Genomic DNA, 26,976 nt, shown 5'->3' with positions numbered 1-26,976 from the left:
GGCGATCGAGACGATGAACAAGCCGGGCCTTGCGCCCGAAACCGAGGCGCAACTGGCTGAGGCGGTCCGCGACGCGAAGGGCCCGCTCTGCCTGCAGGGCGGTGGTACGCGCGGCGTGACCTGCGACGGCGACGTGCTGGACACGCGCGGCCTGTCGGGCATCACGCTCTACGAACCCGGCGCGCTGACGCTGGCCGCGCAGGCCGGCACGCCGCTGGACGAGATCGAGGCCGCGCTGCGCGCCGAGGGCCAGCGCCTGCCCTTCGAGCCGATGGATCCTCGCGGGCTGCTGGGGACCTCCGGCGCGCCGACGATCGGCGGCGTGGTCGCCGGCAATGTCAGCGGGCCGCGCCGTCTGCAGGCCGGCGCCTGCCGCGACTACATGCTTGGCGTGCGCTTCGTCGACGGCATGGGCACCGTGATCAAAAATGGCGGTCGGGTGATGAAGAACGTCACCGGTTATGACCTCGTCAAGCTGATGACCGGCAGTTGGGGCAGCCTCGGCGCGCTGAGCGAGGTCAGCCTCAAGGTGTTGCCCCGCCCCGAGGCCGCCGCCTGCCTTTTGGTCGACGGGCTGGACGTGGCACAGGCGGTGCAGCTGATGGCCGAGGCCATGGGCTCACCCTACGAGATCACCGGCGCGGCGCATGACCCCGAGAGCGCGGCGGGCCAGCCGGTCACCATGCTGCGGATCGAGGGGTTTGCCCAGTCGGTCGCCTATCGCGCCTCCGCGCTGCAGGCCATGTTCGGCCTGCACGAGGTGCGCGTCGAAAGCGACCCCGAGGCGGTGGCCGACACATGGCGCCGGGTGCGCGACGTGGACAAGCTGCACGGCCGGGACGGCGATGTCTGGCGCATCTCGTGCAAGCCCTCGGACGCGCCGGAACTGGCCCTGCGGCTGCAGGCCGAGGCGCAGCTCTTCGACTGGGCGGGCGGGCTGATCTGGGCGCTGCTGCCCGCCGGCACCGATGCGCGCGAACGGCTGGGCGCCTATGACGGGTACGCCACGCAGGTGCGCGGCACGGGCGATCTGCCCATGTTCCAGCCGCAGCCCGCGGCGATCGCTGCGCTGTCGCGCGGGCTCAAACAGCGCTTCGACCCGCGGGGCATCCTGAACCCCGGGATCCTCGTCTGATGGCGCCACCGGTCCTGATCGCCTTCGGCATGACCTTTGTCGGCGGGCCGCTGCTTTGCGCCCTGCTGCTGCGTCTGCCGCATGGCGTCCGGACCCTGGGCGCGCTGGCCGTCGCGATGGCGCTGACCATGGCGGCAGCGCTCGCGCTGCAGGGCCGCTCGGCCGCGGGCTCGCTGGCGATGCTCTGGCTGGCCTGGGTGCTGGCCATCGCCATGGTCGCGATGGCGCTGCGCCGTCGTGCCAGCGGGCCGCGCCTGCATCGCTGGGTCACGATCGTGGCGCTGATGGCAACGACACTGCCGTGGTTCGGACTGGCCACGGCCCGAATGATGGTCTGACATGCAAACCAATTTCACCGATGATCAACTGAAGGATCCGGGCACCGCCCGGGCCAACCAGATCCTGCGCACCTGCGTGCATTGCGGTTTCTGCACCGCGACCTGCCCGACCTACCAGGTGCTGGGCGACGAGCTGGACAGCCCGCGCGGCCGCATCTATCTGATCAAGGACATGCTCGAGAACGAGCGCGTGCCCGACGAGAAGACGGTCAAGCATATCGACCGCTGCCTGTCCTGCCTCGCCTGCATGACGACCTGCCCCTCGGGCGTGCATTACATGCATCTCGTGGACCACGCGCGGGACTATATCGAGAAACATTATGACCGCCCGTGGTCCGACCGCGCCCTGCGCTGGGTGCTGGCCCGCATCCTGCCCTATCCCACGCGGTTCCGCGTGGCCCTGCTGGGCGCCAAGATCGGCCGGCCGTTCGCGAGGCTGATGCCCGATGCCCGGCTGCGCGCCATGCTCGAGATGGCGCCGAAGCAGATCCCGCCGGTCAGCCGCAACGACGACCCGCAGAGCTTTCCCGCCAAGGGCCCGCGGCGCAAGCGCGTGGCGCTGATGACCGGCTGCGCCCAGCGGGCGCTGAACACCGATATCAACGATGCCACGATCCGCCTGCTGACGCGGCTGGGCTGCGAGGTGGTGGTCGCGAAGGGCGCGGGCTGCTGCGGCGCGCTGACCCATCACATGGGCAAGACCGACGAAAGCCACGCCACCGCCGAGAAGAACATCCGCGCCTGGACCGCCGAGATCGAGGGCGACGGGCTGGATGCCGTGGTCATCAACACCTCGGGCTGCGGCACCACGGTGAAGGATTACGGCCACATGTTCCGCAACACCAGGCTGGCCGACCAGGCCGAGCGGGTGGCCGGCATCGCCATGGATGTGAGCGAGCTGCTCAAGACGCTGGAGATCCCCGAGGGCGCGCCGCAGGGCCTCAAGGTCGCCTATCACGCGGCCTGCTCGCTGCAGCACGGCCAGAAGATCAAGTCCGCCCCCAAGGACCTGCTGAAACGCGCCGGTTTCGAGGTCGTGGAGCCCGCCGACAGCCACCTGTGCTGCGGCTCGGCCGGGACCTACAACCTGATGCAGCCCGAGATCTCGAAGCAGCTGAAGGAGCGCAAGGTCCGCACGCTCGAGGTCAAGGCGCCGGACGTGATCGCCGCGGGCAATATCGGCTGCATGATGCAGATCGGCTCGGGCACGGAGATTCCCGTGGTGCACAGCGTCGAGCTGCTGGACTGGGCGACCGGGGGGCCGCGGCCACGCGCGCTGGGCCAGCCAAGCTGATCGAGGCGCCTCTGCCCTAATTTTGCCTAAGAGTTTGGATAAATCCGATCCAAACCGGGGGCATCGAGGGACAAGACGTGCGCGCAATACTGGCGGTAGGCCTTTGGGTCTGGGCGGCGGCTGCCGGCGCCCAGGGCCTGTTCACCATGGAAAGCAACCAGGATGGCCGCGCCTGGGAGGCGGTCGGCCGGCTGGAAATCGCGGGCGAGGCCTTCTGCACCGGCGCGCTGATCGCGCCCGAACTGGTGCTGACCGCGGCGCATTGCCTGTATGATCCCGGCACCGGGGCGCGCGTGCCGGTCGATGACATCCAGTTCCTGGCCGGCTGGCGCAACGGTCGCGCGGCGGCCTACCGGCGCATTCGCAAGGCGGTGCCGCATCCCGACTACGTCTTTGCCGAAGCGGCCGATGTCGCGCGGGTGGGCACCGACCTCGCGCTGATCGAGCTGCAGCACCCGATCCGCAACACCACCATCCTGCCCTTCGCGACCGAGGCCGCGCCCGAGGCCGGCGCTTCGGTCGGGGTGGTCTCCTACGCGCATGATCGCTCCGAGGCGCCCGCGCTGCAGGATCTCTGCCGTGTCATGGCGCGCCAGTCGGGCATGCTGGTACTGTCCTGCGCGGTGGATTTCGGCGCATCCGGCTCGCCCGTGTTCCGCTTCGACCTCGAAGGCACCCCGCGCATCGTCTCGGTCGTCTCGGCCAAGGCCGAGGCGAACGGCGCGCCGGTCTCGCTGGCCACGGATCTGGACGGCCCGCTGCAGATCGTGAAGCTGGCACTGGCGCGGCAGGGCGATCCCGGCGCGGGGCTGGAGCGCATGCCGGCGGGCAGCCGCCGGGAAACGGGGGCCAAATTCATAAAGCCCTGACATATCTCGCGGCGCTGCTGCTGGCCGGCCTGCCGGCCCCGTCCCGGGCACAGGCGGTGTTCGACCGGATGGACCAGCGCGGCGAACTTCTGGGCTGGGAGGCGGTGGGCCGGGTCGAGACCGGCGACGGGTTCTGCACCGGTACGCTGATCGCGCGCGACGTGGTGCTGACCGCGGCGCATTGCCTGTTCGACGACACGGGCCGGCCGATCCCCGCGGCACGGATCGGCTTTCGCGCGGGCTATCACCGCGGCCAGTCCATCGCCGACCGCAAGGTGGTGCGCTGGCTTGCCGCCTCTGGCTTCCGCGACAGCGCCGGGGGCCAGCTGAACGGCACGATGATCGCCAATGACGTGGCGCTCCTGCGGCTGGACCGCGCGGTGGTCAGTGCCGAGGCCGATCCCTTCCGCGTGCACCAGTCCAGCCGCGCCGGCACGCGGGTCAGCGTGGTCTCTTACGGGCAGGGGCGCGAAGAGGTGCTGTCGCGCGAACGCAGCTGCGACCTGACGGCCGAGTACAGCGACGGGGTGCTGGCCTTCGACTGCGATGTCACCTTCGGCTCGTCCGGCGCGCCGGTCTTTGTCTCGGTCGACGGGCGGATGCGCATCCTGTCGGTGATCTCGGCGCTGGGGCGCATGCAGGATGGCGGCAAGGCGGCCTTCGGGATGCGGCTGCACACGCATGTGGCCGTGCTGATGGGCCGGCTGCGCCGCGACGCCGCGCGCCCCAAGATCAGCATCGGCGCGCGTCGGCTGGATGCCGGGCAGCGCAACGAGACCGGCGCCCGTTTCGTCCGGCCGTAAGGCGCGAATTCCCCTCTTGAAACGCGCCGGACATTGCCCAAATAGGCGGTGTCGGGACGCCACAGACCGGGTCCCGGCACCGCAAAGACGCCTGTCCCGCAGGGAAGGCGCCGCAAGCAAACAGGTATCGCTCAAAGGAGGATTCCATGCGACATTTCGATCTTGCCCCGCTCTACCGCGCCACTGTCGGCTTCGACCAGGTGGCCGAGATGATGGACCGCGTTCTGGCCAGCGAGAACGCCCAGCCGGGCTATCCGCCCTACAATATCGAGAAGACGGCCGATGATGCCTATCGCATCTCGATCGCCGTGGCCGGGTTCTCGGATGACGACCTCTCCGTCGAGGTCAAGGAACAGGCCCTTGTCGTGTCGGCCCGCAAGTCGGACGAGCGCGACGCCAAGACCTACCTGCATCGCGGCATCGCCACTCGCGCCTTCGAGCGCCGCTTCCACCTTGCCGATCACGTGCGTGTCGAAGGCGCCGTGCATGAAAACGGCATGCTGCATATCGACCTCAAGCGCGAGATCCCCGAGGCGCTGAAGCCGCGTCGGATCGCCATCGCCAAGCCGAACACCTCGGCGGTCGAGAAGGACGTGGTGGACGCCGAAACCGTGAACTGATCACGCGTTTCCGGTTCAGAGTGCGGGCCCCGGGATGTTCCCGGGGCCTTTTTCATGCGTCACTTACGCGGCGCGGGCGGGGCTGGCCGCATCCGCCATGTCGATCACCACGGTGCCCAGGGCGTGGCGGCTTTCGACCTTGGCATGGGCCTCTGCGATCCGGGCCAGCGGAAAGCGGCTGTCGATCACCGGGCGCAGGGTGCCGGCCTGCACCATGGCGGTGATCTCGGCCAGGTCCTCGGCCGTGTCGCCACTGACGGCCAGCGCCACGCGCGGCCCGCCGGTCAGCTTCGCGCGCAGCGCGTGCCAGATCTCGCGCTGGGTGAAGTTGAGCGGCACGTAGACCCCGCCCGGCCTGATCGCGCGGCGCATCTGCCGCCACGAGGTCGCGCCGACCGTGTCGAGCACCACGTCATAGGCCGCGCGCGCCGCGTCGGGATCCTCCTGCCGGTAGTCGATGACCCGGTGGGCCCCCAGCCCGCGCAGCGCCGCGTCGCGCCCCGGCCCGGCCACCGCCGTGACATGCGCACCCATGGCCCGGGCGATCTGGGTGGCATAGGCCCCCACGCCGCCCGAGGCGCCCACGATCAGCACGTGCTGCCCGGTCGCCAGCTGCGCCACGTCGCGCAGGAAGACCAGCGCCGAGAGCGCGCCGAAAGGCAGCGCGGCGGCCCCGGCATCGTCCAGCGCCTCGGGCGTCGGAACCAGCGCGGCTTCTTCCGAGACGGCGAGATACTCGGCATGGGCGCCATGGCCGACAAAGCCGAAGACCCGCTGCCCGACCGAGAACCGCGTCACCGCTGCGCCGACCGCCACCACCGTACCCGCCATCGAGTTGCCCAGCACCTGCTGTTTCGGGGCGAAGAGCCCGGTCATCAGCCGTCCGGGCAGCCAGAGCATCCCGGGAAAGGCCGAGGCGCGCAGCCGCCAGTCGGCCGTGGTCAGCGCGGCGGCGCCGACCCGGATCAGCACCTCTTTCGCGCCGGGCGCGGGGACGGGGCGCTGCGTCACTCTCACCTGGTCGGCCGCGCCATAGGCCGTGTAGATTGCTGCTTGCATGTCCTGTCCTTTCCCGTCGCGTTTCGAATACCAGGAAAATACGCCATGCATGGGCGTCGGGATATTGACTCTATGCTGATAGATCCCATGCATGAACGCATGGATTGGCGCTCTGTCACTTTCGACTGGAACCGCGCGCGGGCCTTTCTGGTCACCGCGGAAGAGGGCTCGCTCTCGGCAGCGGCGCGCGCGCTCAACATGACCCAGCCGACACTGGGCCGGCAGGTCGCGGCGCTTGAGGAAGAGCTGGGCGTGACCCTGTTCGAACGGGTCGGCCGCGGGCTGGTGCTGACCCGGACCGGCGCGCTGCTGGTCGATCACGTGCGGCTGATGGGCGAGGCGGCGGCCTCGGTCTCGCTGGCGGCCAGCGGACAGGCCGAGACGGTCGAGGGGCACGTGGCGGTGACCGCCTCCGAGATCTACTCGCAATGGCTGATGCCCCCGATCCTGCGGCGGCTGCGCGACGAGGCGCCGGGCATCTCGGTCGAGGTCGTCGCCTCGAACCAGATCCGCGACCTCAAGCGGCGCGAGGCCGATATCGCGATCCGCAACGCCCGGCCCGACCAACCCGACCTGATCGGCAAGCGGGTGGCCGAGGACCGCGCCTCTTTCTACGCGACGCCCGACTACCTGGCGCGGCTGGGCCCGGTCGCGACCGAGGCCGAACTGGCGCGCGCCGATTTCGTGGGCTTCGACGACAACAAGACCTTCATCGATGCGTTGGTGCGGCACGGCATCGCCGTGACCGAGGCGAATTTCCCCGCGATGGGCAGCAGCCACCCGGTGCATTGGGAACTGGCCTGCGCCGGGCTGGGCATCGGCGTGGGGCCCTGCGGGCTGGGCGATGCCGATCCGCGGATGCGCCGCGTGCTGCCCGAGCCGGCCTTCACCTACCCGGTCTGGCTGGTCGCTCATCGCGAACTGCGCACCAGCCCGCGGGTGCGGCTGGTCTGGGACCTGCTGGCCGAGATGCTGCCCGGCCTGCTGGAGGACGCCCCCCGCTGAGCCCCGCAAACGGAAAACGCCCCGCGGAAGCCGCGGGGCGCCAGTTTGGTCACGCGACCGAAATCAGAACTGGACAGTCCAGAAGAAGGTCTCGCCCGAGCTGTCATCGACACCGTCATTGTCGGTCGACACCCAGGTGGTGCCGTCCTCGAAGATGGCCAGCCCCTCGACCTTGTCGACCACGTAGCCGCCCTGTGCCTTCAGGTCGGGGATCAGGTCATAGACCACTTCCTTCTCGACCACCGGCAGCTCGGAGCCGATGGGCGCCGGCGTGAGCTGGTCGACCGAGACGCGGGTGATCTGCTTGACCTGCGCGTCCGAGAACTTGTTGTCGCGCTCGATCAGGTAGACGTGATCGTCATGCGCGGTGATCTCGGACAGCCCGACCCAGCCGCTCTCGGCCGCTTCCTTGGGATAGTGCACGGCGCCCCATTCGCCGCTTTCGAGGTTATAGGCGAGCAGCTTGGTGTGGTTCTCGGGGTCGTCGTCGAACTCACGCTGGATCGCCACCCAGAGCGTGTCGCCCACCTTGGCCACGCCCTCGGCGGCCCAGCGGCGTTCCACGGCCATGATGCCCTTGGGGAAGGGGATGGTCTCTTCGATCTCGCCCTCCGCCGAGACGTGGTGGATCGCGTGCAGGATGCCGCGGTCCAGCCGGCCCTCGGAGGCGACGTAGAACCCGCCGTCACCGTCCAGCGCGATACCTTCCATGTCCATCAGCTGGGCCGGCGCGCCTTCGCGGGTGATGCGCAGCGCATCGGTGATCCGCGCCGGGCTCTGCGTGGTGTCGATGGTGAAGATGGTCGGCTGCATGCCGTAGAAGCTGTCATTGACCGCGTAGACGATGCCGTTCTCGCCGGCGACCATGCCCGAGATCGCGCCCCAGCCGATCAGCTCATCCGCGCCGGCCGAGGTCAGCTGCGGGTAGCTGGCCGCGCCCTCGGCATATTCGAACAGCATGACATGGGCGTTCGGACCCGCATCGCCGACCTCGTTGGCCGAGACCAGCAGGTTGCGCTCGGGCAGGGCGACATAGCCCTCCGGCCCGATGCCCGAGGGCAGCAGTTGCTTGAGCACCGGGGCGGTCGGGTCGGTCACGTCATAGACCCCCACGACCGAGCCGCGCTCGGAGCCCACGAAGACCATCGGTGTGTCGCCGAAGGTGGCGGTCTCGATCGACTCGGGCTCGACACCCTTGTTGCCCGAGCGTTCCTCGGGGTAGTGGCCGATCTCGATCAGCGCCCGCTCAAAGCTGGTGCCGGATTCGTAGACGACCGTTCCGTCCTTGTGGAAGATCGTCCACCCGCGCGAGCCGCCATCCATGTCGCCCTCGTTCGCGGTGGCGAAGTGGTTGTCATCCAGCCACTTGACCGCATCGGGTTCGCGCACCACGCCGGACTGGCTGTCGGTGAAGGTCAGCGCGCCTTCCTCGGTGGTGTCGATCCCCTCGAGGTCGACCGCACCGGCCGAGAAATGGCTCATCACGCTGCCATCGGCGCCGACCACGACCATGTGGTTGTTTTCCTGCAGCGAGACGACGACCTCGCCCAGCGCATTGATGTCGACGAATTCGGGCTCGGGATCCTCGGGTGCCACATCGGCCAGACCGGTCAGCTCGATCTTCTGCAGCGTGTCGCAATCGGGCAGGCCCTCGGCGGTCAGGCCGACCTTGACGAGAAAGCCCGCGGGCATCTGGCCGACGCGGCCATCGCCCAGGTCTTCGTCGCGCTCGTTCTCGATGGCCACGGCGGCAAAGCTGCCATCCTTGGCGATCGCGACACTGTCGGGCTGGCCGCCCAGGTCGCATTGCTCGGCCTCGGAGCCGTCATCGATGTTGATCGCCGCCAGGTAGCCCGAGGGGTCGGTGTAGGAGGCGGAGGTGTTGACGCCCACGATGGCCATGCCGCCGGCAATGCCCACCGCGGTCGGCTCGCCGCCCAGGGCGATGTTGCCCAAGGGCTGCGGGTTGGCGGGGTCGGTGATGTCGATGCGGCCCAGCACACCCAGCGGGCTGTCGGTATAGACCAGCGTCATGCCATCCGCGGTCGCGGCGATGATCTCGGCCGAGGTCTCGCGCGAGGTGTCTTCGCCCTCGGCCATGTTGGACACGGTCGCGAACGAGGCGATGCGGTTGAAATTCATCTCGCCATGCGCGCCGGCATGGGCGGTCGCGGCGCTCAGCGCCAGCGCGCTGGTCAGGCAAATCGTGCGGAAATGCATGTGGGTCCCCTGTCAATTGGTTCGGGGACCTCACTGGGGCCGCTCGGTAACGGCAGGATGACAGTTCCGTGACGCTGAGGTTAAACCGCGCGATGCGGGTGACCTTGCGGCAGGTCCGCGCCCCCTGTCCCGGCGGGCAGGGGGCGCAGAGGGGCGGTTTACCGGTCCAGACTTTCGGCCAGGCGCATCAGCGTGATCGCCTCTTGCCGGTAGCCATAGGGATCGGTGCCGCGCGCGCCCTGCGCCAGCGCAATGGCATCGCCCATGCTCCACGACCCGATCAGGTCCGAGCCGCGCAGGATCTGGCCGAACCCGGCGATGGCCAGCGCGAAATCGGCCTCGGCCAGCGGTTCGGCATCGGCCGCGATGGGTGTCTCGATCAGCCGGCTCTCCGCCTCACCCGGCGCCTTGTAGCGCAGCCGCAAGAAGCCCAGCTCGTCCGTCTCGCCGGCCGGGGCCGCAGCGCTGTAGCGCAGCGGGTCGGTCAGCCGCGCGTCCGAGCCCACGGGCGTGATCTCGTAGAGCGCGGTGACCTGGTGGCCGGCGCCGATCTCGCCGGCATCCACGCGGTCATTGTTGAAATCCTCGCGGTTCAGCGCCCGGGTCTCGTAGCCGATCAGCCGGTACTCGGCGACCGCGGCGGGGTTGAACTCCACCTGGATCTTCACGTCGTCGGCAATGGGCACCAGCGCGCCGGTCAGCTGGTCCACCAGCACCTTCTGCGCCTCGGCCAGCGTGTCGATATAGGCCGCCATGCCGTTGCCCGCCTGCGCCAGCGCCTGCATCCCTGCGTCGTTCAGGTTGCCCCGGCCAAAGCCCAGCACGGACAGGTAGGTGCCGTCCTCGCGCTTGTCGGCGATGAAGGCCTCGAGGTCGTCGGGATCGCTGATGCCGACGTTGAAATCGCCATCCGTGGCCAGGATCACGCGGCTGACCTCGCCCGCCTCAGACATCTCCTGGGCCGTGGCATAGGCCTGTTGCAGCCCGGCCTGCCCGGCGGTGCTGCCGCCGGCCTCCAGCCGGTCGAGCGCGGCAAGAATGGTGTCGCGGTCGGTGGCGGGCGTGGGGTCCAGCACGCGGCCCGCGCTGCCGGCATAGGTGACGATCGAGACGCTGTCCGCCTCGGTCAGCTGGCCGAGCATCAGCCGGAAGCTCTGCTTGAGCAGCGGCAGCTTGTTGGGCTGGTTCATGCTGCCCGACGTGTCGATCAGGAAGACGAGGTTCATCGGCGGACGCTCGGCCGGCAGCGCGCCCTGCAGGCCGATATGCACGATCTGCGTGCCCTCCCGCCACGGCGTGTCGGTGACCCCGACACTGGTCGCAAAGGGCACCTCGCCCTCCGGCGCCGGGTAGTCATAGGTGAAATAGTTCACCATCTCCTCGATCCGCACCGCGCCGTCCGGGGGCAGCTGCCCGTTGCTCAGGTAATTGCGCAGCATCGACCACGAGGCCGTGTCCACGTCGATCGAGAATGTCGAGACCGGCTCCTCGACCGTGACCTTCAGCCCGTTGGCCTCCACCTCGGGGAAGCGGTCACTCGTGGCCTCGGACAGCGGTCGGGTGTCGGCGGGCAGGCCCAGCAACTGCCCCGGGCTGCCGCCTTCCGGCGACAGGCTCATGAGTCCGCCGGACTGGGTGTTGGCGGCCCGGTTCATCGGACGGGCGACCGGAGGGTTCGCCGCGTTATGCGCGCGCCCCGCCGAGGGCGCCGGATCGGCGGCAGGCGCGACCGGGTCGGGGGCGCGTTTCACCATGCTTTCGGCCGGCGGCGCGAGTTGCGGCTGAGGGGCGCTGGTCGTGGTGCTCGGCACGGGCGCATCCGCGCCGGGCGAGAACATGTCCAGCACGCCGTTCGACGGCGCATCGGGCGTGTCGCGCAGCACGGGCAGCACGGCGACCAGCGCAACGGCGGCCAGGGCGGTGGTGGCGGTCAGGATCCCGCGGGTCGAGAACTGGGCGATCATCTGTCGTACTCCTCTGAAAGGCCCCGTCTTCGGGGCTTCGGAGGTCTGACGCGCGGTCTCTTCGGTTTCTTGGAGCCGGTCGAAGTTTTTCATCGCCAGCGCAAGCGCCTCGGCCCGGCGCGCGGGGTCGGGCGCGGGCGTCGCGTCGTCCCAGGCGCGCTTCAGATCGTCGAACTCGTCGCTCATGCCTTCGTCTCCTCGGCCTCGGCCGCCCGGATGGCCCGCAGCCTCTTCTTCGCCTCCGAGATGCGCCAGCTGACCGTGCCCTCGGAGATCCCGAGGATGGATGCGGCCTCGCCATGGCTGACCCCGTCAAGCACCAGCGCCAGCGTCTCGCGCAGGTCGCGGTTCAGCGCCGTCATCGCCGCGTGCAGCCAGTCGACCCGCTCGGCCGTCTCGGCCGCCTCGGCGCGGCGCGCCAGTTCCCAGTCGCCCCAGCCATCGGCGGCGCGGGCGAAACTGGCCTGCCGCCGGAACCGGTCTCGCGCGGCGTTGACGGTGATGCGGTAGAGCCAGGTGGTCACCCGTGCCTCGCCGCGCCAGCCCTTCAGCTTGACCGGCAGGGCGGCGCAGATGTCCTGTGCCAGATCCTCGGCATCGGCCTTGCTGCCGGTCACGCGGTAGGCATAGGCATAGACCCGGTCATAGACCCGCCCGACCAGGGCCGCAAAGGCCTGCCGGTCGCCATCAGCCGCCGCCCGGGCCAGGGTTTCGTCGCTCACATCCATGCGCATCTTGTGACTTGGACGCAGGCCGGGCGGCAATCCTTGGAAACCCTACCCGGAAACCTTGACCTTGCGGAAGGTTTCGGGCTCAGAGGTCCAGCCAGCGGCGCAGCATGGCGCTGTCGGGATCGGCCAGCGCGTCGATCACGTCGAAATGGTGCCGCCCGGGGTCGATCACGTGGCCTGCCTGCCAAGCGTTGGCCAGCGCCGCGGCCTGTTCGAGGAAGACGGGCCGTTCCTCGGCCCCGACCCAGACCGAGACGGGCACCGCCGGGCGCGGCGCGAGCACCGGGCTTTCGGCCTGCGCCTCGGCCCCGTCGATCTTGAGATCGCGGTTCATCGCGGTCTCGCGCAGCGGGCGCAGGTCGGCCACGGGCGAGATCGCCATGACATGGGCCAGCCGCTGCGCCACGCTGTCGCCCAGCACGCCCGGCGCCGTCATGCGCGCCACGAGATGCCCGCCTGCGGAATGCCCGGCCAGCCGGATCGGGCCCGGCACCTCCTGCGCGGCGACGCTGATCGCCTGCGCCACCTGCCGGGTGATGTCGCCGATGCGCACCCGCGGGCAAAGATCGTAGGAGGGCAGCGCCACGGCCCAGCCGCGCGCCCGCGCGCCCTCGGCCAGATGCGACCAGTCCGAGCGGTCGAATTTCAGCCAGTAGCCGCCATGCACGAAGACGGCCAGCCCCGCCGGCGGGCCATCGGGCAGGAACAGATCCATGGCCTGCCGCGTTCCATGACCGTACATCACCCCCAGACGCGCCTTGCCGGAGACCGACATCCGCATGCGATACGCCTCGGCCGCGCTGGCCCAGCGCGGCGGAAACGCGGCCGCGTCGGGAATGTAGGGGGCATTGGCGTAGGCGTCGTCGAGATCCATGTGTCGGCTCCGGCAGGTCTGTACTTTCACGGCATCAGGTGGTTTCCATGATGCCAACTTCTAAGCATAGCGAGGACACCATGCTAGACCAGTCGACGAACCTCAAATCGCTCCTCAAGGACCCCTCCCTGCTGGAAACGCGGGCTTACGTGAACGGGCAGTGGCAGACCGGTCAGGGCACGTTCGACGTGACCAACCCCGCCCGCGGCGACGTGATCGCCGAGGTGGCGGACCTGAGCCGCGACGAGGCCGCCGCCGCGATCGACGCCGCTTATGTCGCGCAGAAGGAGTGGGCCAAGTGGACCGGCAAGGAGCGCGCCGGCGTCATGCGCAAATGGTTCGACCTGATGATCGAGAACCAGGATGACTTGGCCACGATCATGACCGCCGAACAGGGCAAGCCGCTGGCCGAGGCCAAGGGCGAGATCGGCTACGGTGCGAGCTTCATCGAGTTCTTCGGCGAAGAGGCCAAGCGCATCTACGGCGAGACCATCCCCGGGCACCAGCGCGACAAGCGCATCACGGTGATGAAGCAGCCGATCGGCGTGGCCGCCTCGATCACGCCGTGGAACTTCCCCACCGCCATGATCACCCGCAAGGCCGCGCCGGCGCTGGCCGCGGGCTGCAGTTTTGTCGGCCGCCCCGCCAAGGAGACGCCGCTCTCTGCCACAGTGCTGGCCGTGCTGGCCGAGCGCGCGGGCATCCCGGCGGGCGTGTTCAACATCGTCACCTCCTCCTCGGCCTCGCAGATCGGCAAGGAATTCTGCGAGAACCCCAAGGTCCGCAAGCTGACCTTCACCGGCTCGACCGAGGTGGGGCGCATCCTGCTCAAGCAGGCCGCCGACCAGGTCATGAAATGCTCGATGGAGCTGGGCGGCAACGCACCTTTCATCGTGTTCGACGACGCCGATCTCGACGCCGCGGTCGAGGGCGCGATCATGTGCAAGTTCCGCAACAACGGCCAGACCTGCGTCTGCGCCAACCGGATCTACGTGCAGGCCGGGGTCTATGACGCCTTCGCCAAGAAACTGGCCGAGAAGGTCGGCCAGATGAAGGTCGGCGATGGCCTGAAGGACGGTACGCAGCTTGGCCCGCTGATCAATGCCGATGCCGTGGACAAGGTGCTGGAGCACATCGCCGACGCCAAGTCCAAGGGCGCCGAGGTGATCCTGGGCGGCGAGCAGGCCGAGGGCACGGGCAATTACATCCACCCCACCATCGTCACCGGCGCCACGCAGGAGATGGCCTTCGCGACCGAGGAAACCTTCGGCCCGCTGGCGCCGCTCTTCAAGTTCGAGGACGAGGATGACGTGATCGCGCTGGCCAATGACACGATCTTCGGCCTGGCCTCGTATTTCTACGCCAAGGATCTCAGCCGCGTCTACAAGGTGGCCGAGGCACTGGAATATGGCATCGTCGGCGTCAACACCGGCATCATCTCGACCGAGGTCGCGCCGTTCGGCGGCGTCAAGCAATCCGGCCTCGGCCGCGAGGGCAGCCATCACGGCATCGAGGATTTCCTCGAGATGAAATATGTCTGCCTGAGCGTCTGACAGGATGGATATCGATCTGCTCGCGCCCGTCCCGCGCCCGCCGGCCGACATGCTGGCGGCGTGGCGGCGGGCCGCGCAGAGCGGAGACGGCTCGCCCTGGCTCAGGGCGGGCCAGGCTGATGCGCTGGCCCGCTACGGGCTGGCCTTCGGCGAGGGTGTCGCGATGATGGAGGCCTGCGCGCCGGCCTTCCGCGAGCCGCCCCGCGACATCGGCTGGGAAATCCTCGGCGCCGACGAGGCGGGCCGCAACTGGGCCGACCACACCGACCCGCAACGCGCCTATGCGCTGTTCCGCGCCAAGCTCGACCGCGCCCGCCACGACCGCGTGGTGCTGCACTACAAGCTGTGGCTGAAACCGGGCGGGTCGTGACCTGGCAAGGTCTGCTGACGTGGCCGGTGGATCTGCATGAGGACGAATGCCGCCTTCGTACGAAACGAGGCTCCGTCGCATGGGTCAGCAATCGCACTTACGAAGTCGGGCAGGGCCAAGGCCTTTCGAAAGGCCTTGGTCAACGCGTTTGCAAACGCGTTCCTCAAGCGCTTTGGAAAGCGCTTGGACAAGCCGCTTCGAAGCGGCTTGCCGCTCAGAACTCGGCCGGTTGGCAGGGCCCGCCGTTGAAACAGGTGACGACGATCTGTTTCTGTTCCTCCGTGGGCGCCTGGAAGAGGTGGCCGCCGCAGGGGCCGGCAAAGGCCATGTAGCCCTCGGCCGTGCGCTTGAGGAAGGCGACATAGCGGGCGGCGTCGGTGGCGCTGCCGCACCATGGCCCGGCGCAGCTGACCCGCAGCGTCACCGGCTGGTCGAAGGGCTGCTTGAACCCCTCCCGCCCCAGCGACCGGCCGGCGATCCGGGCCGGGATCTCGGTCGGCCCCGCAGCCTCCGCCCCCTCGTCGAACGTGCCCTTCGGCAACAGGGCGGCATCGAAGCTGAGCCGCCCGTCGATCACCACCCAGGGGTCGGGGCTTTCGTCGGCGGAAAGGAAGGCACTGGCGATGTCGCCGCCGATGCAGCTGAGCGCATGGGCGGGACCGGAGGCCAGAAGGGCGAGGAGAAGGGCAAGGCTGCGCATCTAGAGATACTCCCGGAATATGTCGATCACCCGCTCGTAGACGGGCCGCTTGAACGGGACGATCTGGGCGACGACATCCTTGGGCGGCAGCCAGCACCATTCGGAAAACTCCTGGTGATCGTCCGCATCCAGCCGCACCTGGTCATCGGTGCCGTGAAACCGCAACAGGAACCATTTCTGCTCCTGTCCCTTGTAGCGCCCTTTCCAGATTCGCGGAACGATCTCGTGCGGCAGGTCATAGGCGATCCAGTCCGGCGTCTCGGCCTCGACGGTGACGAGGTCGCGCGACACGCCGGTCTCTTCCTCCAACTCGCGCAGTGCCGCCTCGCGCGGGTCCTCGCCCTTGTCGATGCCGCCCTGCGGCATCTGCCAGGCCGGGGTCTCGCTGTCGATGCGCTGGCCGACAAAGGCGTGGCCCGCGGCATTGACGAGCATCACGCCGACATTGCGGCGATAGGGCAGCTTGGCGATCTCTTCGGCGGTCAGGGCTCGGGTCATGGGGCGCTCGCGATAAGGGGAACAGGGTTGCCCGCAGGTCTAGCGCGATCGCTTCCGCGGGGAAAGAAGCGGGGCCCACGCAAAAGGGGCCGCCACGGATGTGACGGCCCCTGCGGGTTGTTTCAATCGGACAGGCCGGATCAGTCGCGGTCGCCCAGCGCCGACAGGCCCTTGAGGATGTCGATCGCATAGGCCAGCTGGTAATCCTCTTCGCGCAGCTTGGCGGCGGCCTCGGCCTTGGCGCGGTCCTCCTCGATCTGGCGGACCTCCTCCTCGCTCAGCGAGTCGTTGTCGAGCCGGCCGCGCAGATCGGCCTCGGAGCGGGCGAAGGGATCCTGCGAATCGGCGTCTTCCTCGGCATTGGGATCGCGGCGCGGCTGTTCGACCACGATGTCGGGCGAGACGCCCAGCGCCTGGATCGAGCGGCCGGAGGGCGTGTAGTAGCGCGCCGTGGTCAGGCGCATCGCGCCATCTCCGCGCAGCGGCATCACCGTCTGGACCGAGCCCTTGCCGAAGGACTTGGTGCCCACGACGATGGCGCGGCGATGGTCCTGAAGGGCGCCGGCGACGATTTCCGAGGCGGAGGCGGAGCCGCCATTGATCAGCACGACCAGCGGCTTGCCCTCGGCAAGGTCGCCGGGCGTGGCATTGTGGCGGTCGCCATCGGCCGGGTCGCGGCCGCGGGTCGAGACGATCTCGCCTGCCTCGAGGAAGGCATCCGACACCTTGATCGCCTGGTTCAGCAGCCCGCCGGGATTGTTGCGCAGGTCCAGCACGAAGCCGTTCACCGAGTCCATGCCGCCGGCTTCCTCGACCTGCTCGGCCAGCCCCTCGGCGAGATTGGGATAGGTCTGGTCGTTGAAGGTGGTCACGCGCAGCACCACAGTCTCGCCCTCGACGCGCGAACGCACGGCGGTCAGCTTGATCGTGTCGCGGATGATCGAGACGTCGAAGGGCTCTTCCACGCCCTCGCGCACCACGGTGATGATGATCTCGGAGCCCACGGGGCCGCGCATCAGGTCCACCGCCTCGTCCAGCGTCAGGCCCAGCACCGACTCGCCGTCGACATGGGTGATGAAATCGCCCGCCTCGATCCCGGCGGAATCGGCCGGGGTGCCATCGATGGGCGAGACCACCTTGACGAAGCCTTCTTCCTGCGTGACCTCGATGCCCAGCCCGCCGAACTCGCCGCGGGTCTGCACCCGCATGTCGGCGGCATCATCGGGGGCGAGGTAGCTGGAATGCGGGTCAAGCGAGGTCAGCATCCCGTTGATCGCGGCCTCGATCAGCTCGGATTCGTCCACTTCCTCGACATATTGCGCGCGGATGCGCTCGAAGATGTCGCCGAAGAGATCGAGCTGTTCGTAGACGCTGGAGGGCCGGTTCTCCTCTTGCGCCAGCAAGGGCCCGACGAATTGGGTGGTCGCAACCACCGAGGCCAGCGTGCCGCCCAGGGCGGCCATCACGAATTTCTGCATGTCGGTCTCTCTTCCCTCAATCGGTTGTGAACCAGTCCAGCGGGTCCACGGGCTGATCGCCCTGCCTGACTTCCATATAGAGCGTTTCCGAACGCCCGGCGCCACCCCCTTCACCGGAAGGTGAGACGACGTCGCCGGCCTGCGGATCCGCGCCGCCCATCAGCCCGACCGGACTGCCGGCGGGCAGCACCTCGCCGGCGGAGCCGTAGACCGCCTCGAGCCCGGCCAGCACGAAGAGCAGCCCGGCCTGCGGCTCGAGGATCGAGACGAGGCCATAGTCCAGCAGCGGGCCGTTATAGCGGATCGTGGCGGCGGTGGGCGTGGTGACCAGGGCCTGCGGCCGCGTCGCCAGCACGATGCCGGGCCGGGTGACGCCGGCCGCGTCGGCCTCGCCCGCGCCGCGGATCAGCACCCCGCGTACGGGCAGCGGCAAGAGCCCCTTGCGGTCGCCGATGGGCGGCAGCGGGTCGGCCTCGGCCCCCTCGCCGATCTGGCTGAGCCCCGAGGCAAAGCCCTGCAGCGTCTCGGTCGCGGCGATCAGGATCTCGGTCTGGACCGGGTCCTCGGTGAAGCGGCGCGGCAGGTCGGTGCGATCGGCAATGGCCTGGCTGAGCGCGGTGCGCGCGTTCTGCACGCCCGACAGCCCCTCCTCGAGCGTGCGGGCGGCGTTCTGTTGCAGCTGGCGCAGCGCGGTGACCTCTTCGAGATCGGCGCGCAGCGCGGCGGCCTGCGCCGCCAGCCCCGGGGTCACCGCGGCCACCAGCATGCCCGACCGGGCCGTGCCCAGCGGGCCCTGCGGATGCAGCAGCGTCTCGGGCTGTGCGCGGTTGCCGAGCGCGGTCAACACGCCGAGAAGCTGGGCGACCTCTTCCTCTTGCGCGGCAAGACGGCGGGTCAGCTCGGTCTCGCGGATGGCCGCGTCGCGCAGCCCCTCGCGCATGGCGGCGAGCCCGTCCTCGAAGGCGCGCACCGTGTCGGTCAGCGCCGCCACCCGGTCGCGTGCGCTGTCGGCGGTGTCGAGCAGCACCGAGGCGGCCTCGAGCGCCTCGGCCGCGTCCCGCGCCGCGTCGCCGGCCTGCCGGGCGGCCACCGGGCCGCTCACCGGGGCGGCGAGGGCGAGGCAGAGCCCCGCGACCCCCGCCAGGACCACACGTCGGAGGGGGCGCTGCCCCCGCCCTGCGGGCCCCCCGGAGTATTTCCGGAAAGATGAAAGATCGGGCCGGCGCATCAGCCCCCCGGCCTGATCAGTGACCGGCCTGTCATCTCCTGAGGCTGGGGCAGTTCCATGAGCTCGAGCAGGGTCGGGGCCACATCGGCCAGCCGCCCATCGGCCAGCTGCGCGCCGTCGGGGCCACCGTAGAGGATGACCGGGACGAGGTTGGTGGTGTGGGCCGTGTGCGGGCCGCCGGTCTCGGGGTCGACCATGGTTTCGCAATTGCCGTGATCGGCGATCACCAGCAGCGCGCCGCCCAACCGTTCCAACGTGTCCACGACCTGCCCCAGCCCGGCATCCACCGCCTCGCAGGCCTTGATGGCGGCGTAGAGATCGCCGGTATGGCCGACCATGTCGGGGTTGGCGTAGTTGACCACGATCAGGTCATAACCCTGTTCGATCGCGGCCACGAATTTCTCGGTCACCTCGGCGGCCGACATCTCGGGCTGGAGGTCATAGGTCGCCACGCCGGGCGATTTCGGCATGTACCTGTCCTCGTGCGGCTCCGGCGTTTCCTTGCCGCCATTGAGGAAGAAGGTCACGTGGGGGTATTTTTCGGTCTCGGCAAGCCGGAACTGGCTGCGGCCCTGCTTGGCCACCCATTCGCCCAGCGTGTTGACGATCTCGCGCTTGGGGAAGGCGGTGGTCATGTAGGCGTTATGCGCGTCGGAATACTCGACCATGCCCAGCATGGCGGAGAGTTTCGGGGGCGTGCGCGCGAACCCGTCGAACTCCGGCGCGCCAATGGCGGCGAGGATCTCGCGCGCGCGGTCGCCGCGGAAGTTGAGAAAGAACAGCCCGTCGCCCTCGGCCATGCCGGCATAGCCGTCGATCACCGTGGCCTTGATGAACTCGTCACTCTCGCCCCGCGCATAGGCGGCCTCGATCGCCTTGTGCGCATCGGGCTGCGGATCGGCCTCGGAGGTGCCGTCGACGATGGCGCGATAGGCCTTCTCCACCCGGTCCCAGCGGTTGTCGCGGTCCATGGCGAAGTAGCGCCCCGTGACGGTGGCGATGGTGGCGCTGTCGCCCAAGGCGGCGTCGAGCGCCTCGACCGATTGGCCGGCGCATTTCGGGTCGGTGTCGCGGCCATCGGTGAGCACGTGCAGAACGACCTCGACCCCCTGGTCGGTCAGCAGCTTGGCCGCGGCGATCATGTGGCTGACATGGGCATGCACCCCGCCCTCGGAGGTCAGCCCGGCCAGATGCGCGCGCCCGCCGGCGGCCTTCAGGGTCTTGGCGAAATCGAGGATGGCCGTGTTCTCGAAGAAGGAGCCGTCCTCGATGGCGAGGTCGATCTGGCCCAGATCCATGGCCACCACGCGGCCGGCGCCGATATTGGTGTGGCCAACTTCGGAATTGCCCATCTGCCCGCTGGGCAGGCCCACATCCGGGCCGTGGGTGACCAGCGTGGCATGCGGGCAGTTGGCCATGAGACGGTCGATCGTGGGCGTATCGGCCAGCGCCGGTGCGTTGTTCTCGGTCTCGTCACGCAGGCCCCAGCCGTCGAGAATGGTCAGGATGACGGGTTTGGTCATGGAAATGCGCCTCCGGCTGTGTCGCGCAAGCTGTATCAGCCGCGGGCCGGGATGTGGAGGGGGCAGGTCGCGCCCGTGTGGTGCGGAGGCTGGGCGGAGCGGCATTTCGCCCGCGCTGCGTGTCGCGGCCGCATGCGCCACGTGCTATTCCCACATCGTGGCCGCGACAGAGGCGGGCAGGGACAAGACCGACATGGACAAGCTATCCGTCATGCGTGCCTTCCAGCGGATCGTCGAGCGGGGCAGTTTTGCGCGGGCGGCGGAGGATCTGGGCGTGTCACCGGCGCTGTTGAGCCGTGAGGTCAAGCTGCTGGAAGAGAGCCTGGGCACCACGCTCCTGACCCGCAGCACCCGCGCCATGTCGCTGACCGATGCCGGGCGGCTCTATTACGAGGAGGCGACGGGCATTCTCGACGCCGTGACAGGGGTGGAGGCGCGGATCCGCGAGGGGGCCGGCGCGGTGCGCGGCCATCTGCGGGTGAACGCCTCATCCTCGTTCGGGCAGATGGTGATCGCGCCGATGCTGCCGGGTTTTCTCGACGCCCATCCGGAACTGCGGCTGACACTGTCGATGGATGACCGGGTGGTCGACATGGTCGAAGGCGGGTTCGACCTGTCGATCCGCATCCGGCCCGGCCTGCCCGATTCCGTGCTGGTGGCGCGGCGGATCGGCACCATGCGGCAGAGGATCTTTGCCGCGCCCGGCTATCTTGCGCGCGCAGGGACGCCCGAGACCCCCGGGGATCTTGCGCAGCACCGGGTGGTGGGGTTCCTGCTGGCCGATCACCTGACCAGCTGGGCGCTGCACGGGCCGGACGGCCGCATGACGGTGACGCTCGATCCTCGGGTGCGCGTGGGCAACAGCCTTGTGCTGCGCGACCTGCTGATCGCGGGGCACGGGCTGGGCACGCTGCCCGATTTCGTCTCGGACCCGGCCGAGCAAAGCGGCGCGCTGGTGCGCATCCTGCCCGACTGGGAGCTGCCCGCGCCCGAGATCTTTGCCGTGACCGCCTCGCGGCTGGGCATGGATGCGCGGGTCTCGGCCTTTCTCGACCACCTCCGCCCGGCCCTGTCCGGCTGACATTCTTCAGCCAGCGTAAAGAGTGTTGTGCGCATGGCCCGGTTATTCCGGCGCGCCGTCTGACCGATCTTCCCGGCATCGCAACCGACAGCCCGAGAGGATCCCATGACCCGCGTTCTTGTTCTCTACTATTCCAGCTATGGCCATGTGCGCGCGCTTGCACAGGCCGAGGCCCAGGGCGCAGAAAGCGTGCCCGGCACCCGCGTCGACCTGCGCCGCGTGCCCGAGACCGTGCCCGACGCGATTCGGCAGAAAGCCGGCTTCATCGAGGATGCCACGCCGGTGGCGACACCGGCGGACCTGGCCGACTATGATGCTGTCATCCTTGGCACGCCGACCCTGTTCGGCATGATGGCCGGGCAGATGAAGGCCTTTCTCGACCAGGCGGGCGGGCTCTGGGCGCGCAACGCGCTGGTCGGCAAGGTTGGGGCGGTCTTCGCCTCCACCGGCTCGCAGCATGGCGGGCACGAGGCGACGCTGCTGACCACGCAGATCCCGCTGCAGCATTTCGGAATGCTGATCGTCGGCATGCCCTACAGCTTTGCCGGCCAGACCGAGGCCCATGCCGTGATCGGCGGCGCGCCCTACGGTGCGGGCACGATCGCGGGGGCGGATGGCGCGCGCCACCCGACCGAGACGGACCTGGCCGGCGCGCGCTTCCAGGGGGCGCATGTGGCCCGGATCGCCGGCCGCCTGGCCGGGGTCGCCCTGCACGCGGAGGCCGCATGATGCCCCGGCTGACACTCGACTTCTTCCATGACGTGGTCTGCTGCTGGTGCTTCAACATCTCGTCCCGGATGCGCAGCCTGGCAAAGGAGTTCGATCTCGACATCCGCCACCGCAGCTTCGTGCTGCAGGCCAGCCGCGCCGAGATGGCGGCCCGCTGGGGCAGCCCCGCAGCGGCGCGCGCCACGATCCTCGACCATTGGGCCGCCTGCCGGCAGGTCAGCGATCGGCCCGCGCTGGTGAACATCGAGGCGATGCGCGCCGCGCCGTTCGACTACCCCCACGGGCAGGTCGCGGCGCTGGGCTGCAAGGCGGCCGAGCGGCTGGGCGGGCAAGAGGGGCACTGGGACATGTTCGACCGCCTGCAACGCGCGCATCTGTCCGAGGCGCGCAACATCGCCGATCCGGAAACGGTGCTGCAACTCGCCGTGGCGCAGGGCTTCGAGGCCGCGGCCTTTGCCCGGCTGCTGGAGGCGCCCGAGACGGCGCGCGCCGTCGCGGCCGACAGGCAGGCGGCGCGCAGCCTGCAGGTGCGGGCCGTGCCCACGCTGATCGTGCGCGAGACCGGCACGCGCCTCGTCAACGGGCCCCGCGCCGACCTGGCCGCACAACTGCGCGCCGCGCTGCGGCTGGCCGCCTGAAAGGAGATTCCCATGTTTGAAAGAGTTCTTCGCCGTGTCCGGCGGTCCATGCGCGTGGTCGGGCGCTGCCCGGCGGGCGACCTGCCACCGCACCTGCTGCGCGATATCGGCCTCGAGCGTTGCGCGGACAGGCCGCGCCTCGACCTACTGCCGCTCTGGCAGCGACGCGGAGGCCAAAGATGACACGCGTCACCGACACGCTGCTCACGGCACTCGCCCCGGCGGTCTGGGGCAGCACCTACCTCGTGACGACCGAGGCGCTGCCTGCCGGCTATCCGATCACGCTGGCGGCGTTGCGCGCGCTGCCGGCAGGGCTGTTGCTGCTGGCGCTGACCCGCTGCCTGCCGCCCCGCGCCTGGCTGGGCCGGGCGATGCTGCTGGGCAGCTTCAACTTCGCGCTGTTCTGGGTCCTGCTCTTCGTGGCGGCCTATCGCCTGCCCGGCGGCGTGGCGGCGACGTTGGGCGCACTGCAGGCGATGATGGTCATCGCCATGGCGCGCGGCTGGCTGGGCACGCCGGTCCGGGCCGGTGCGGTGGTGGCCGCCGCGACCGGCGTGCTGGGCGTGGCACTGCTGCTGATCGGCCCCGAGGCCGCGCTCGACCCGCTGGGCGTCGCAGCCGGGCTGGGCGGCGCGGCGTCGATGGCGGCAGGCACCGTGCTCAGCCGCAAGTGGCAGCCCCCGGTCTCGGCACTGAGCTTCACCGCGTGGCAGCTGACCGCCGGCGGGCTGATCCTGCTGCCGCTGGCCCTGCTGGTCGAGCCGCCGCTGCCGCCACTTACGCCGCTGAACCTCGCCGGGCTGGCCTGGCTGGGCCTGGTCGGCGCCGCGGCCACCTACGCGCTGTGGTTTCGCGGTGTCGCACGGCTGGAGCCGGGGGCCGTCTCGATGCTGGGCATGATGAGCCCGGTGACCGCGGTCGCCCTGGGCTGGATCGTGCTGGGCCAGGCCCTGACCCCGATCCAGGCGCTCGGCGCGATCATCGTCCTCGGCGCGGTCTGGGCCGGCCAACGCGCCAACCGCCCGGTGCCGGTTCACCCAGCGGCACGGGCCGTGTGAGCGCGGGCAGTCGGACGCGCTGTCAGGTATTGACGGGGTCGCGCCGGTCCCGGCCCCGCTTTACTTCGACTTGCGCGAGAACAGGCCTCGGACGCCGTCTCCGGCGTCGCGGGCGCGGTCGCCGGCGCTGTCGAGCACCGGGTCCACGCGGCGGTTCCAGAAGCGGGTCCAGCGCACCCAGATGGCCCAGAAGGCCGCCGCCAGCGTCACGAGGATCGCGATGCTGATCCACGGGATGATCGTCACGTCCGGGCCGGCCACCGGGCGCACCGAGACGGCATTGGGGAAGATCGAGATGAACTCGTTGCGCCAGCCGTAATGCCGGATCGCCACCCAGCGTGGGTTGTCGGCATCCGAGCGCAGGTCGTTGGCCTCGGCCTGCAGGTTGGAGGTGTCGAACTTGAAATAGGGCGGCCAGCCCCAGCCCGTATCCTCGTTGCGATAGACCATCACGTCGCCATCGGCCTGCCGCGTCTGGATGAAGAAGACATCGCGGCTGCCGGTATCGGGGTTGTTGCCCACCTCGGCCTGCGCCCAGAACCAGCGATTCTCGCCGGGGTCGATGCGCTTTTCATAGGTGTCGGTGATCCGCGCGATGTCGTGCTGCGGCAGCGTGTAATGCAGGAAGGCCAGAACGATCAGCCAGAACAGGGCGATGAAGGTCCATTTGACATAAACCATGGCGGTCGGCCTTTCAGTGGAAATTGGTCAGGTAGACGATCAGGGTCACGAGGCTCAGTGGTATGACATATACCGTTATGATGAGGAAGCGATGGCGCAACCGGTCGTGATAGGCAAGCCCGAGCTGGATGAAATCCTTTTGCGGCAGACCCTGCGGGTCGGTTTCCCACATGCGCTCCAGCTGCTCGCGGCGGTTGGCGCGCAGGTAGAACCAGAGCGATCCGTAGACCACCGTCAGCACGACGAAGCCCAGGACCAGAAATCGTGCAAGTGCCAGCATCTTCGCCTCCTGCTGTCACCAGACCGGGGCGGCGCCCGAAAATCAAGCTACCACGTGGCGGTTTTCCAGCGGCGCGGGGCGGTGGCCACGACCAGCAGCACCAGCGGTGCCCAGATCAGCGCGGCCTTGGCGCCCAGGCCCAGGAAATGCCGCAGCCCGGCCTGCGGCGCCGCGCCCAGCACCACGGCGATCTGCGCGTCCCGGATCAGGTAGAGCCCGGCAAAGCCGGCAGCCGACAGAAGCCAGAGCGCCAGGCTCGAGAGCACCGCGATCGCGGCCAGCCCGGCCGGGCTTTCCGGCACCAACGCCTCGATGCCGCGCGTGACCAGCACGGCCAGCGCCATCAGGGCAAGGGTCGGAAGAAGCAGGGCGGTGATCACACAAGGCAGGTGGGGCGGGGCGGCGCCCCGGTCAAGGCGGGATTTTCCCGGCCTTGCCGGATCGCGCCGCGCTTGCCACGATGGCAAAAACAGCAAACGGAGATCCCCATGCCCCGCATCCTCGTGCTTGTCGCGGCCCTTGCCTGTCCGACCCTCGTCTCGGCCGACGAGGTGACCGACACGCTGCAATCGGCCATCGACGCCTATGAAGAGGGCGATATCCAGTACGCGCTGGACGAGCTGGACTTCGCCCGCCAGCGCCTTCTCGAGATGAAGACCGACAGCCTCGGCGCCTTCCTGCCCGCCGCGCCCGAGGGGTGGTCGCGCGCGGTGAACTCCGAGATGAATGCGGGGCTGGCCATGATGGGCGGCGGTGTCGGGGCCGAGGCGGAGTATGACGGTCCGGGCGGCGAGAGCGTCAAGATCACCCTCATGGCAGACAACCCGATGGTGTCGAGCATGTCCGCCATGATCAGCAATGCCTCGATGATGGGTCTGAAGGTCGAACGCATCAACCGCCAGCGCTTTGCCGCGCAGGACGACCAGCTGATGGCGCTGGTGGGCAACCGCGTGCTGGTGCAGGGCGAGGGCGATCTCGACCTCGTGCGCATGCTGCTGGAAACGATGGACTTCCAGGCGCTGGCGGGGTTCGGCAGCTGAGCCTTCCGCCCTTCGCGGAGTTGTCCGGCCCTTGCCGGATTGCCGCCCGATTCGGCGGTCAGGGTCCGGGGCGATCTGTAGGCCCCGAACCCGAAGGACAGCCCCACATGAATATCTTCCTCGCGCGTCTCCTGTCCCATGCCCGCCCGCGCAAGGCGTTGCAGATCCTCATCGGTGTCGCGGTCACGCATTGGCGCGCGGATTTCGAAAAGGGCCGGCGCGCCGCGCAAACGGGGGGCAACCCGCTGCGCGCCAGTTTCTATGACAAGATCAAGGAACACGAGCCTTACCAGAACGATCCGAAAACGATCAGCGGCCCGTTAGGGGCCTATATCATCGCGTGCTGGGCCGGCCACCACCTGCCCCCCGATCTCTTCCGCTATTTCCTGCGCCTCGCCGCGCGCGGCGATCCGTTACTCATGGGAAGCCTGATCCGGGTCACAAACGAACTGGGCGACCTGCGCCCCGAGATCGCAATGCCCAAGGGTGCCCCCAAGGCGCGGCCCCGGCCGAAACTCGAAACGGCCGAGACCCGTCAGGCCCGAGAGCGCTGGCGCAAAACTCAGCTATTTGCCATCTAGGGCCACACAAGGCAAAGCGCGGCCGAGAAGATCGCAGGCCTGACGGCCGACGACCTGCACGTGATTGCCTGCGGATTGTGCGACATCGACTGTGGCGGACTGATCGAGGCCATGGCCCACCATCCGCGGCTGGACCGGGGGACCGCCCTGGAACTCTTCTTCAGCTACAGCGCCGCGGCGTATCAATCGGCATTTCGCGAGGGGCGGGGCCACAGCTATGGCGCCGACGACCAGACTCTGTTCCGCGCGTTCGACAGGCTGGCCGAGCGCGCGAATGCCGGCGATTTCGCCAGCGACCGGTTCGACAATCGCCTGCATGACGAACTCGCGCACGCACGGGACTGGGCAGCGGACCCGGTCCGCGATCCGTCCCACCCGTCCAACTGGGTTCGCTGGACGCTGGGACACGGGGCATTGGCGCCGACACGCGGACAGACGCCGAGATCCGAGCTTGAGTGTGCCCAAGGCCCGGTCCGCTTGCGGTTCGAGGTCTGGCAACGAAAATGCGCCTGACGGTGCTCACTCGCGCCCATTCGGGGCCGCTCCCCTCGGGGGCACGACCCGCGCCGCACGCGTGACCGCCGCTGCCCGCTTGTTGCCGATCGCCATGTCCTCTTGCCGCGGCA

General features: G+C 69.2%; 29 protein-coding genes. 16 read left to right on the top strand and 13 right to left on the bottom strand.

What is annotated here, in order from left to right; genetic code table 11:
- Positions 1–13: 13 nt before the first annotated feature.
- The 6 genes from AVJ23_RS12220 to AVJ23_RS12195 all read left to right on the top strand — a co-directional run bounded on the left by AVJ23_RS12220 (position 14) and on the right by AVJ23_RS12195 (position 5,059).
- On the top strand, positions 14–1,135 hold the full coding sequence (locus AVJ23_RS12220) for an FAD-binding protein (RefSeq protein ID WP_058862548.1): 1,122 nt from the start codon (positions 14–16) through the stop codon (positions 1,133–1,135).
- Positions 1,135–1,473, top strand: a complete 339-nt coding sequence (locus tag AVJ23_RS12215) for a hypothetical protein (protein ID WP_058862468.1) — start codon at positions 1,135–1,137, stop codon at positions 1,471–1,473. Before AVJ23_RS12220 ends, AVJ23_RS12215 begins: the two co-directional genes overlap by 1 nt.
- Position 1,474: 1 nt before the next feature.
- On the top strand, positions 1,475–2,767 hold the full coding sequence (glcF, locus tag AVJ23_RS12210; RefSeq protein WP_058862467.1) for a glycolate oxidase subunit GlcF: 1,293 nt from the start codon (positions 1,475–1,477) through the stop codon (positions 2,765–2,767).
- A 146-nt stretch (positions 2,768–2,913) separates the two neighbouring features.
- Positions 2,914–3,636 carry a trypsin-like serine peptidase gene (locus AVJ23_RS12205; RefSeq protein ID WP_084794537.1) on the top strand — a complete coding sequence of 241 codons (723 nt, stop codon included), beginning with the start codon at positions 2,914–2,916 and terminating at the stop codon, positions 3,634–3,636.
- A gap of 56 nt (positions 3,637–3,692) precedes the next feature.
- The gene (locus AVJ23_RS12200) at positions 3,693–4,439 is read left to right on the top strand and encodes a trypsin-like serine peptidase (protein ID WP_240484626.1); all 747 of its coding nucleotides are present in this window, start codon (positions 3,693–3,695) and stop codon (positions 4,437–4,439) included.
- Between the two features lie 146 nt (positions 4,440–4,585).
- Positions 4,586–5,059 carry an Hsp20 family protein gene (locus AVJ23_RS12195; RefSeq protein WP_058862464.1) on the top strand — a complete coding sequence of 158 codons (474 nt, stop codon included), beginning with the start codon at positions 4,586–4,588 and terminating at the stop codon, positions 5,057–5,059.
- A gap of 63 nt (positions 5,060–5,122) precedes the next feature.
- On the opposite strand, the gene AVJ23_RS12190 is transcribed toward AVJ23_RS12195, so the two are convergent.
- Complete coding sequence (locus AVJ23_RS12190; protein ID WP_058862463.1) at positions 5,123–6,118, bottom strand: NAD(P)-dependent alcohol dehydrogenase; 996 nt, start codon at positions 6,116–6,118, stop codon at positions 5,123–5,125.
- Between the two features lie 99 nt (positions 6,119–6,217).
- Here AVJ23_RS12190 and AVJ23_RS12185 point away from each other — a divergent pair, with 99 nt between their 5' ends.
- Positions 6,218–7,123, top strand: coding sequence for a LysR family transcriptional regulator (locus tag AVJ23_RS12185; RefSeq protein ID WP_205626856.1), 906 nt, complete (start codon positions 6,218–6,220; stop codon positions 7,121–7,123).
- A gap of 63 nt (positions 7,124–7,186) precedes the next feature.
- Here AVJ23_RS12185 and AVJ23_RS12180 read toward each other — a convergent pair whose 3' ends face one another.
- From AVJ23_RS12180 to AVJ23_RS12165, 4 genes are all read right to left on the bottom strand, one after another.
- Entirely contained in the window at positions 7,187–9,343 is a 2,157-nt protein-coding gene (locus tag AVJ23_RS12180) for an esterase-like activity of phytase family protein (RefSeq protein WP_058862462.1), read from the bottom strand.
- Positions 9,344–9,501: 158 nt separating this feature from the next.
- Entirely contained in the window at positions 9,502–11,493 is a 1,992-nt protein-coding gene (locus AVJ23_RS12175) for a vWA domain-containing protein (RefSeq protein WP_058862461.1), read from the bottom strand.
- A complete protein-coding gene (locus AVJ23_RS12170) occupies positions 11,490–12,035 on the bottom strand; it encodes an RNA polymerase sigma factor (RefSeq protein ID WP_058862460.1) in 546 nt (181 codons plus the stop codon). Before AVJ23_RS12170 ends, AVJ23_RS12175 begins: the two co-directional genes overlap by 4 nt.
- Before the next feature lie 85 nt (positions 12,036–12,120).
- Positions 12,121–12,912 carry a hormone-sensitive lipase gene (locus AVJ23_RS12165; RefSeq protein ID WP_058862459.1) on the bottom strand — a complete coding sequence of 264 codons (792 nt, stop codon included), beginning with the start codon at positions 12,910–12,912 and terminating at the stop codon, positions 12,121–12,123.
- Between the two features lie 80 nt (positions 12,913–12,992).
- Here AVJ23_RS12165 and AVJ23_RS12160 point away from each other — a divergent pair, with 80 nt between their 5' ends.
- Positions 12,993–14,465, top strand: a complete 1,473-nt coding sequence (locus tag AVJ23_RS12160) for an NAD-dependent succinate-semialdehyde dehydrogenase (RefSeq protein ID WP_058862458.1) — start codon at positions 12,993–12,995, stop codon at positions 14,463–14,465.
- A gap of 4 nt (positions 14,466–14,469) precedes the next feature.
- Positions 14,470–14,835 (top strand): hypothetical protein, encoded by a 366-nt coding sequence (locus tag AVJ23_RS12155; RefSeq protein ID WP_058862457.1) that lies wholly within the window; start codon positions 14,470–14,472, stop codon positions 14,833–14,835.
- Positions 14,836–15,049: 214 nt separating this feature from the next.
- Here the strand turns inward: AVJ23_RS12155 and AVJ23_RS12150 are convergent, their stop codons facing one another.
- The 5 genes from AVJ23_RS12150 to gpmI form a co-directional block, all read right to left on the bottom strand.
- Positions 15,050–15,535, bottom strand: coding sequence for a hypothetical protein (locus AVJ23_RS12150; RefSeq protein ID WP_058862456.1), 486 nt, complete (start codon positions 15,533–15,535; stop codon positions 15,050–15,052).
- Positions 15,536–16,021, bottom strand: coding sequence for an RNA pyrophosphohydrolase (locus AVJ23_RS12145; protein WP_058862546.1), 486 nt, complete (start codon positions 16,019–16,021; stop codon positions 15,536–15,538).
- A gap of 152 nt (positions 16,022–16,173) precedes the next feature.
- Positions 16,174–17,511, bottom strand: a complete 1,338-nt coding sequence (locus AVJ23_RS12140) for a S41 family peptidase (protein WP_058862455.1) — start codon at positions 17,509–17,511, stop codon at positions 16,174–16,176.
- 16 nt (positions 17,512–17,527) lie between these two features.
- Complete coding sequence (locus AVJ23_RS12135; protein ID WP_084794533.1) at positions 17,528–18,661, bottom strand: murein hydrolase activator EnvC family protein; 1,134 nt, start codon at positions 18,659–18,661, stop codon at positions 17,528–17,530.
- A 77-nt stretch (positions 18,662–18,738) separates the two neighbouring features.
- Entirely contained in the window at positions 18,739–20,268 is a 1,530-nt protein-coding gene (gene gpmI / locus AVJ23_RS12130; RefSeq protein WP_058862544.1) for a 2,3-bisphosphoglycerate-independent phosphoglycerate mutase, read from the bottom strand.
- Positions 20,269–20,455: 187 nt separating this feature from the next.
- Between gpmI and AVJ23_RS12125 the strand changes: the two genes are divergently transcribed.
- The 4 genes from AVJ23_RS12125 (at position 20,456) to AVJ23_RS12110 (ending at position 23,768) form a co-directional block, all read left to right on the top strand.
- A complete protein-coding gene (locus AVJ23_RS12125) occupies positions 20,456–21,343 on the top strand; it encodes a LysR family transcriptional regulator (RefSeq protein ID WP_058862454.1) in 888 nt (295 codons plus the stop codon).
- A 105-nt stretch (positions 21,344–21,448) separates the two neighbouring features.
- Positions 21,449–22,072 (top strand): NAD(P)H:quinone oxidoreductase, encoded by a 624-nt coding sequence (gene wrbA, locus AVJ23_RS12120; RefSeq protein ID WP_058862453.1) that lies wholly within the window; start codon positions 21,449–21,451, stop codon positions 22,070–22,072.
- Positions 22,072–22,710, top strand: coding sequence for a DsbA family oxidoreductase (locus tag AVJ23_RS12115; RefSeq protein WP_058862543.1), 639 nt, complete (start codon positions 22,072–22,074; stop codon positions 22,708–22,710). Before wrbA ends, AVJ23_RS12115 begins: the two co-directional genes overlap by 1 nt.
- 179 nt (positions 22,711–22,889) lie before the next feature.
- Positions 22,890–23,768, top strand: a complete 879-nt coding sequence (locus AVJ23_RS12110; protein WP_058862452.1) for an EamA family transporter — start codon at positions 22,890–22,892, stop codon at positions 23,766–23,768.
- A 60-nt stretch (positions 23,769–23,828) separates the two neighbouring features.
- Here the strand turns inward: AVJ23_RS12110 and AVJ23_RS12105 are convergent, their stop codons facing one another.
- Genes AVJ23_RS12105 through AVJ23_RS12095 form a run of 3 tightly spaced genes read right to left on the bottom strand, consistent with a single transcriptional unit; the run spans position 23,829 to position 25,109 of the window.
- A complete protein-coding gene (locus AVJ23_RS12105; protein ID WP_058862451.1) occupies positions 23,829–24,449 on the bottom strand; it encodes a DUF1523 family protein in 621 nt (206 codons plus the stop codon).
- 13 nt (positions 24,450–24,462) lie between these two features.
- A complete protein-coding gene (locus AVJ23_RS12100; protein ID WP_058862450.1) occupies positions 24,463–24,729 on the bottom strand; it encodes a hypothetical protein in 267 nt (88 codons plus the stop codon).
- Between the two features lie 47 nt (positions 24,730–24,776).
- A complete protein-coding gene (locus AVJ23_RS12095; protein WP_058862449.1) occupies positions 24,777–25,109 on the bottom strand; it encodes a hypothetical protein in 333 nt (110 codons plus the stop codon).
- A gap of 108 nt (positions 25,110–25,217) precedes the next feature.
- Between AVJ23_RS12095 and AVJ23_RS12090 the strand changes: the two genes are divergently transcribed.
- From AVJ23_RS12090 to AVJ23_RS12080, 3 genes are all read left to right on the top strand, one after another.
- A complete protein-coding gene (locus AVJ23_RS12090) occupies positions 25,218–25,769 on the top strand; it encodes a hypothetical protein (RefSeq protein WP_058862448.1) in 552 nt (183 codons plus the stop codon).
- 158 nt (positions 25,770–25,927) lie between these two features.
- Positions 25,928–26,350, top strand: coding sequence for a hypothetical protein (locus tag AVJ23_RS12085; protein ID WP_157772672.1), 423 nt, complete (start codon positions 25,928–25,930; stop codon positions 26,348–26,350).
- A 75-nt stretch (positions 26,351–26,425) separates the two neighbouring features.
- The gene (locus AVJ23_RS12080; RefSeq protein WP_157772671.1) at positions 26,426–26,863 is read left to right on the top strand and encodes a hypothetical protein; all 438 of its coding nucleotides are present in this window, start codon (positions 26,426–26,428) and stop codon (positions 26,861–26,863) included.
- Positions 26,864–26,976 lie beyond the last annotated feature (113 nt).

This window comes from Pseudoponticoccus marisrubri (assembly GCF_001482405.1).
Taxonomy (GTDB): Bacteria; Pseudomonadota; Alphaproteobacteria; order Rhodobacterales; family Rhodobacteraceae; genus Pseudoponticoccus; species Pseudoponticoccus marisrubri.
The sequence above is the reverse complement of the archived record's forward strand: the minus strand, read 5'-3'. Positions and strand labels throughout refer to the sequence as shown.